Source organism: Methanosarcina sp., assembly GCF_035390745.1.
GTDB lineage: Archaea > Halobacteriota > Methanosarcinia > Methanosarcinales > Methanosarcinaceae > Methanosarcina.
Window position 1 is genome coordinate 1 of the sequence record NZ_DAOOUJ010000008.1, and the last position, 6356, is coordinate 6356.

Genomic DNA, 6356 nt, shown 5'->3' on the forward strand with positions numbered 1-6356 from the left:
CGTTTTCAATAACTCAAGGGATTATTTGCTGATGTGCCTGATATATTTAAAAAGTAGTTATCAGTTAAAATTTGCTATGTATATAATATAGTTGCCGTTATATATTATGCGGAATATAGGATAAAATAAAGCAGAATGAAATTAATTGCTCTCCTTTCCGGAGGATAATAAAAAGGGTATACTTCGGTCAGGAAACACCCGGGGGGAATAAGATTGTTAAGCAAATATGGCAAGCTGTTGCTGGGCGCATGTATCATGAAAAGACTCGTTTCAGGAAAATCTCATAAGGTTTCAGAGGTTTCTGAGCATAAAAGGTGCAGAGCAGTGAGTAAATACGGAAAACTGATCTTAAGCGCATATTTAATAGAGGAGCTCAGGACATGGGGGTACGGGACCAGAGAGCATGGCGAGAGAAAAGAGGGATTGCTGAGCAGATACGGGAAATTAATGCTTACAACCTGTGCTGTGAAAAAGCTGCGATCAGGAAAGTCCCATAAAGAGGAAGAACAACCTGAGAAAAATATTAAACCATCAAGCAATCAGGGTTCATTCCTGCCGCACATGGTGAAAAAATACGGGAAATGGCTGCTGGGAGTCTACCTCCTGAGAAAATTTCACCATAGAGAGCCGGAAGCTGAGCTCGAAGAAGTTGAGGTGAAAACATACGAAGAAGATAAGGGATCTTCAATGATCAAATTCAACAAAGTAGCAATGGGTGCTCTTGCTGGAATTACTGCTGCATATGCAATTAAAAAATACAGAGCCAAACACAGCGAAGATAAAACTGGTGTTGAATGAGACCCAGAGGTCCCGGAAATGTGCAGAACAAGAAACTGGTCAAAAATATTACTGGGTGCATTTGCAGGAATCGCACTTTTCTATATAATCAAAAAATACATACATGACAGGTCCCTCCCTGCAGCATTGAAATCCATTCCAGTGCCTTTCAAACACGGACCAGCTCCTCCCACAGTAAAAGCCATTTACCCTGACAGACAGACTTTTGCCTGCAGGTGTGACTCTCCTATCTGGATTGAGTTTGACATGCCCATGAATAACGCAACAATTACGGAAGAAACCGTAATAGTCAGAAGTTCTGCATCAACGGAACCTGTAGCCGGGCTTCTGGACGCAGGATCCAGAATGCTGATGTTCCGTCCCTATAACGAATATCCGATGGGCGAGCACGGAGCCGAGATAACAATAACCCTTCTTGGAAGCGAGACCGGGTCAGGATTTATAATGGATGAAAGGGGAATCGCTCTGGACGGCGATAAAGACGGAAAAGCCGGAGGAGATTTTGTATATACTTACAGGATTGTAAGATGAAATAGAAGGTGAGACAGAACACCCGTTAAATGATTTTTGATTTCTAAAAAAGGCACAATAATCTCAACTTTTTTATTCTATTTTTCTTATCTATTCCTTCCCTTTATCTCTTTTCCTCGATTCTTTTATCCAGTTTTTCATCCTCTTTTTCGCCTATTTTCCTCATCCAATACGTTGCTATAGAGAACCTTTTTATTGATCTAACACAGATGAATTACTGATTTTATACAGGGACCAGATCTTAACCTTAAACCGACTATATTCCAACCTAAATTTGTCCTTCGGAGCAATTATGATCACAAAACAGCAGGTTCTTGAATTTCTGAATGATTACGATCCCGAAAGTATTACTATTGCGACAGTTTGTTCTCACTCAAGCCTCCAGATCTTTGACGGGGCGCGAAAAGAAGGTTTCAAGACTCTGGGAATCTGCGCCGGGAAGCCCCCAAAATTCTATGATGCATTTCCCAGAGCAAAACCTGATGAGTACCTTGTACTCGACAGCTATGGAGACCTGATGAAAAAAGCTGAGGAACTCAGAAAGAAAAACACTATCATCGTCCCTCACAGCACACTTATTGCTTACCTTGGCAAGGAAAATTACCTGGAGATTCCAGTTCCCGTTTTCGGAAACAGGATTGCAATCGAATGGGAATCGGACAGGGCTAAAGAATGCAAATGGCTTCTTGGTGCAGGCACTCAGATGCCCCGAAAAATCGATAACCCTCATGATATCAAAGGACCTGTGATGGTCGAGTACGAAGGAGCACAGGGAGGTAAAGGCTTCTTCGTTGCAAAGAATTACGATGAATTCAACGAACTCGTAGACCGCACCCGAAAATTCACAATCCAGGAATTTATCACCGGAACCCGGTACTATCTGCACTACTTCTATTCTCCATTAAGAAACGACGGATATACCCTGAGCAGGGGCAGCCTTGAACTCCTCAGCATGGACCGCAGGGTAGAATCCAATGCCGATGAGATATTCAGGCTCGGCTCCCCGAGAGAACTCATCGAAGCAGGCATCTGCCCTACATATGTAATCACAGGAAATATGCCTCTCGTGGCAAGAGAGTCTCTCCTGTCCCGCATATTCTCCCTCGGAGAAAAGGTTGTTGAAGAGTCTCTGAACCTTTTTGGAGGTGTTATAGGGGCTTTCTGTATAGAGGCGGTTGTCATGGATACGCTTGAAATCAAGGTCTTTGAACTATCGACAAGGATCGTAGCAGGGACAAACCTTTACATTTCAGGCTCCCCTTATTCAGACCTTATGCAGAAACATCTTTCGATGGGACGAAGAATTTCCCTGGAAATCAAAGAAGCAGCCCGGACAAACCAGCTTGATAAGATATTGTCATAAAAACAAAAATTGAACGGTTAAAGGTTAAAGGTTGAAAGGTTAAAAGAGAACTGCTCAAAGCTCGTGATGTTTGTTTTCAGGTGTTAAAAGCTGTTTCCAGCTGAAAATATAACCACCTGAAAACATAAAAATCTGCTACAGATTTTTTATTTTTCTCTTTTTACTCCTTCTGATACCTGCGGGTTTCAGGTCTGCCATACCCCCCACCACCAGGCGTTTCGATTACAAATACATCCCCGCTTTTCAACTTCAATTCTGCCCGCCCACCAACTTCGACAACCCTGCCTTCCCTGAGGATAAGCACATTCTTCCCGCACTTTCCTGGCATTCCGCCTTTGAGCCCGAAAGGAGGAAATATCCTGTGGCTTGAAAGTATTGCAGCATCCATATCTTTAAGGAACCTGAACCTTCGGACAACCCCATCTCCACCCCTGAACTCGCCGTCTCCTCCGCTTCCCTGCCGGATGGAAAATTCCTCAAGCAAAACCGGAAACCTCGATTCAAGAACCTCAGGGTCTGTAATCCTTGAGTTGGTCATGTGAGTATGGACAGCATCGGTGCCTGAAAAACCCGGACCTGCACCAGCTCCTCCGCATATAGTCTCATAGTACTGAAAATCCGCATTTCCGAAAGTGAAGTTATTCATCGTACCCTGGGAGGCTGCAAGGCTTCCAAGAGCTCCAAAAAGAGCGTCAACAATATACTGCGAGGTTTCAACATTTCCGGCAACAACGGCTGCAGGAGGCTCAGGTCTGAGCATGGTACCTTCAGGAATTATAATTTCAAGCGGCCTTAAGCAGCCTGAATTCAGAGGGATATCACTTTTCACAAGTGTCCTGAATGCATAAAGGACAGCAGCCAGGCAGACCGATGCCGGCGCATTGAAATTGCTTGAAAGCTGAAGGGACGTGCCTGTAAAATCAATCTTTGCACACCGGTTCTTCCGGTCGATTGTAACCTTCACTTTAATTGCGTTCCCGTCATCAAGAAGATATGTAAACTCCCCATTCTCAAGCCGGTCAATAACCCTTCTGACAGCTTCTTCTGCATTGTCCTGCACATGTCCCATATAAGCTTCAACGGTCTCAAGGGAAAATTCCTCAACCATCCTCTTCAGTTCCTGAAGCCCCTTTTCGTTTGCAGCTACCTGTGCTCTGATATCAGCCACATTCTGGTCAGGGTTCCTTGCAGGATATTTACCCGAACCGAGCCATGCTCTTAATTGATCTTCAAGGAACCTGCCCTGTTCAACTATCTTCATGCCTTCGCTGAGCACTCCTTCTTCTTCTATGCTTTTGCTTTCCGGAGGCATGGAACCCGGAGTAACACCACCTACATCAGCATGATGTCCTCTGGAAGCAAGGTAAAAAAGAATCTCTCCGGAAATGCCGGATATGGGAGTAACAATGGTAATATCAGGAAGATGGGTCCCGCCATGATACGGTGAATTGATAAGGTATACATCTCCTGCATGCATATCTCCGGAATGAGCCCTTATAAGATACTTCACGCATTCTCCCATGGAACCGAGATGCACAGGGATATGAGGTGCGTTTGCTATCAGGTTTCCTTTCCCGTCAAAAATCGCGCAGGAAAAATCAAGCCTCTCCTTTATATTTACAGAATGGGCAGTGTTCTGCAATGTGTAGCCCATCTGCTCGGCAATGGACATGAACCTGTTATTGAAAATCTCAAGCATCACAGGGTCAACCTCAGTTCCTATGGCTGTCCTTGCAGGGAGCGGAACTCTGCGGCTAAGCATAAGGTGATTTCGGGCAGTGATTTCACCCTGCCAGCCCGGCTCGATTATAATGGTAGTGTTTTTTTCGGTAAGAATTGCAGGCCCTTTTATGCAGGCTCCCGGTCTAAGAGTTTCTATACTGAAAACCGGAGTAGAAAGGAATTCTCCATAACTGTACATCTGAACCCTGGCAGCAGGAGAAATTGCCTGGTTTTTGTCAAGCTCAAAAAGAGGGTCAGAGACTCTCTCAGTAACTCCCACGGTTTCTACAGAAACGGATTCTATAACAATAGGCTTGCCTTCCATTATGAATCCGAAGCGTTTTTTGTGGGCTTCTTCAAAGCCAGACCTGAGGGATTCGACGCTATCTGCAAAATCCACAGCCAGCTGCGTGTCCGATCCCACATAACGCATATGTGCCCTGTAAAGCACATTTATGCAGTTTTCATGAACTCCCTGCTCAAGCATGGAAAGCCGCCCTTCAGCTTCAAGCCCTGCAAAAACGGATTTTAACTCATTTACCTGCCTTTCTGACAGTTCGGCCCCAATATACTGCTCTTTTATCAACCTCTGGTCTGCAAGCCCCATTCCGTATGCGGAAAGAACTCCTGCATAAGGATGAATGAAAATGCTTTTGATTCCGAGAGCATCTGCAACTCTGCATGCATGCTGAGCTCCTGCTCCCCCAAAGCAGCAGAGTGTGTATTCTTTTACATTATACCCACGCTGGACCGAGATTTTCTTGATCGCGTTTGCCATGTTCTCGACTGCAACGGAAAGAAAACCTTCTGCTGCCTGCTCAGGAGTTAAAACAGGATTTGGAATGTTCCCGTTCACAGAAGCCATTTCAGCAAGCTCTTCAAATTTCCTGCGCACAATTTCGGAATCGAGCGGCTGGTCTGCCCCTGTTCCGAAGATCTTCGGAAAAAATCCGGGCTGCAGTTTTCCGAGCATAAGGTTGCAGTCCGTAACCGTAAGAGGCCCGCCTTTCCTGTAACATGCGGGTCCCGGGTCCGAGCCTGCCGAATCAGGTCCAACCCTGAACCTGCCGCCTTCGTAATGAAGTATTGAACCCCCTCCTGCTGCAACCGTGTGGATGCGCATCATGGGAGAACGCAGGCGAACACCTGCGACCTCTGTTTCGAGGCTGCGTTCATATTCCCCGCTGTACTGGGCTACATCGGTAGAAGTACCACCCATATCGAAAGTGATTATCTTTTTTGCACCTGCCATTTCAGAGGTTGCAACTGCTCCGACTATCCCACCGGCAGGTCCTGAAAGGATGCAGTCTTTGCCCTGGAAAGCCCCGGAATCTATAAGCCCGCCGCTGGACTGCATAAACATGAGTTTAGGGCTGTTTTTGGGGCTGTTGTTTACTTCCTGCTCACTTTCAGGGCTTTTGTGAGATTTCCTTTCCGCTTCACGTCCTTTTTCTTGCAGGCTCTTTTCGACCATATCAACATACCTGCGCAGTACCGGAGAAAGATAAGCATCCACGACTGCTGTTTCCCCTCTGCTCACGAATTTTATGAGTGGGCTTGCCTGGTGGGAAAGGGACACCTGTGTAAAACCAATCTCCTTTGCAAGCCTGCCCAGTTTTAACTCATGCTCGGGATACCGGTAGGCATGCATGAGAACGATTGCAGCCGAACGGATGCCGGCTTTGAAAGCTTCTTCGAGCTCTTTTTTAGCGCTTTCCAGGTCCAGAGGCGCAAACTCTTCCCCGTCTACCCTGTACCTGCCGGAAACTTCGATAACCCTCTCATAAAGCTGGTCAGGAAGTTCTATTTTCTGAGCAAAAATATCAGGGCGGTTCTGATACCCTATCCTGAGAGCATCTCCGAAACCCCTGCTTATAACAAGGACAGTGCGCTCTCCTTTTCTTTCAAGAAGAGCATTCGTGCCCACGGTTGTGCCCATTTT

General features: G+C 45.9%; 4 protein-coding genes. 3 read left to right on the top strand and 1 reads right to left on the bottom strand.

All coding sequences use genetic code 11. The annotated features are described in order from the left end of the window. Positions 1 to 213 precede the first annotated feature (213 nt). From PLL47_RS03720 to PLL47_RS03730, 3 genes are all read left to right on the top strand, one after another. Positions 214 to 798: a hypothetical protein gene (locus tag PLL47_RS03720; protein ID WP_324444855.1), complete on the top strand. Its 585-nt coding sequence runs from the start codon at positions 214 to 216 to the stop codon at positions 796 to 798. 18 nt (positions 799 to 816) lie between these two features. Next, the gene (locus tag PLL47_RS03725) at positions 817 to 1329 is read left to right on the top strand and encodes an Ig-like domain-containing domain (RefSeq protein WP_324444856.1); all 513 of its coding nucleotides are present in this window, start codon (positions 817 to 819) and stop codon (positions 1327 to 1329) included. A 292-nt stretch (positions 1330 to 1621) separates the two neighbouring features. Then, the gene (locus PLL47_RS03730) at positions 1622 to 2692 is read left to right on the top strand and encodes a formate--phosphoribosylaminoimidazolecarboxamide ligase (protein WP_324444857.1); all 1071 of its coding nucleotides are present in this window, start codon (positions 1622 to 1624) and stop codon (positions 2690 to 2692) included. Between the two features lie 160 nt (positions 2693 to 2852). Here PLL47_RS03730 and PLL47_RS03735 read toward each other — a convergent pair. Then, positions 2853 to 6356 (bottom strand): hydantoinase B/oxoprolinase family protein (locus tag PLL47_RS03735; protein ID WP_324444858.1); only part of this gene is annotated, 3504 nt, incomplete at its 5' end.